We start from the raw sequence: 1,380 nt of genomic DNA on the forward strand, positions 1-1,380 counted from the left end.
AGGCATGGATGTCCATAAGGAAACGACCGTAATCGCCCTGGCGCACGGGGGCCGGGAAGGCAAGGTGGAGCGCCTGGGAACCTTCTCCAGCGGGTTCGACTCGATGCGGAAGGTTCTGGAGCGGCTCCGTCGCAGGGAAGCCCATCTGAGCTTCGCCTACGAATCGGGCCGCACGGGCTTCGCCCTGCAGCGACGGCTGGCTGCCTGGGGCGAGGAATGCATCGTGGCCTCCGCCTCCCACGTTCCCAAGAAGGCCGGGGATCGGGTGAAGACGGACCGCCGCGACGCGGAGCTGATCGCCAAGGCGCACCGCGCCGGCGACCTCGACCCCATCCACGTCCCGGACGCGGTCGACGAGTCCATCCGCGACCTTTGCAGGGCTCGCTTCGACGCCAAGCAGGACCAGAGGCGGGGCAAGCAAAGGCTCAAGTCCTTCCTGCTGCGAAACGGCTACGCCTACAGGGCGATCTCGGACTGGACCCCCAGGCACAAGGCGTACCTGCGCGAGAAGCCGCTGCAGCACCCGGGGCAGAAGGGAACGCTCGAGAGCTACATCCGCTCGATCGACCACGCCAACGAGCGTATCGAGGACCTGGAGACGCAGCTCGAGCTGCTGGCCCTGGAGTGGCGGCTCGATCCCCTCGCGTGTTCGCTGATGGCCTTCAGGGGAATCGGCTGGCTGACGGGCATTTGCCTGGCGGCGGAGCTGGGCGACATCCGGCGCTTCCCCAGCGCCCGAGCCCTGATGGCCTACCTCGGGCTCACCGCCAGCGAGCATAGCTCTGGGCTTCGCGAGCGCAAGGGGGCGATCACCAAGGCGGGCAACGCGCACGTCCGCTTCTACCTAGTGGAGTCGGCGGTCCACTACAAGAGGCCTCCCAAGGTGAGCAAGGAGCTCACGCGCCGGCAGGTCGGGATCGCCTCGGAGGTGACCGACATGTCATGGCACGCGCAGAACCGCCTCCATGCGCGCTACTGGACCTTGGTCAACCAGGGTCTGCCCATGCAAAAGGCCCAGGTCGCCGTCGCGCGCGAACTTGCCGGCTACGTGTGGTCGGTGGGGCAAGGCGACTATCTCTACGAGGACATCGAAGGCAGCTAGGCTGGCCGGTTCCCTCTCTGGGATTGCCAGCGAGCGGCCGACGCCGACGAGGCCAACACGCGAGGCGTTATTGGAGCGGGAGGCCCGTTGGGCGAGCCCGACCTCCGCTACCTAATGTGCGTCCCTGGCCGCGACGTAAAAAAGACATGTAGTTCCGACCTACGAATATCAACCTAGCAATCGTCGAATCTAACAGGATCATCCGCGCGTCCGGCCGTTCCCTCGCAATCCCGAGATAGTTCAATATAAAGAAAAGCTATTTATATAAATAGCGCAGG

Annotated in this window: 1 protein-coding gene; it reads left to right on the plus strand. The window is 64.9% G+C overall.

Annotation, left to right across the window (positions count from 1 at the left end; all coding sequences use genetic code 11):
- Positions 1-1,102: IS110 family transposase (locus QEH53_RS23745; protein ID WP_309025724.1), on the plus strand; the 1,102-nt coding region annotated here is incomplete at its 5' end.
- Between the last annotated feature and the right edge of the window lie 278 nt (positions 1,103-1,380).

The sequence above is a fragment of the Pelagicoccus sp. SDUM812002 genome (genome assembly GCF_031127835.1).
Lineage (GTDB): Bacteria > Verrucomicrobiota > Verrucomicrobiia > Opitutales > Opitutaceae > Pelagicoccus.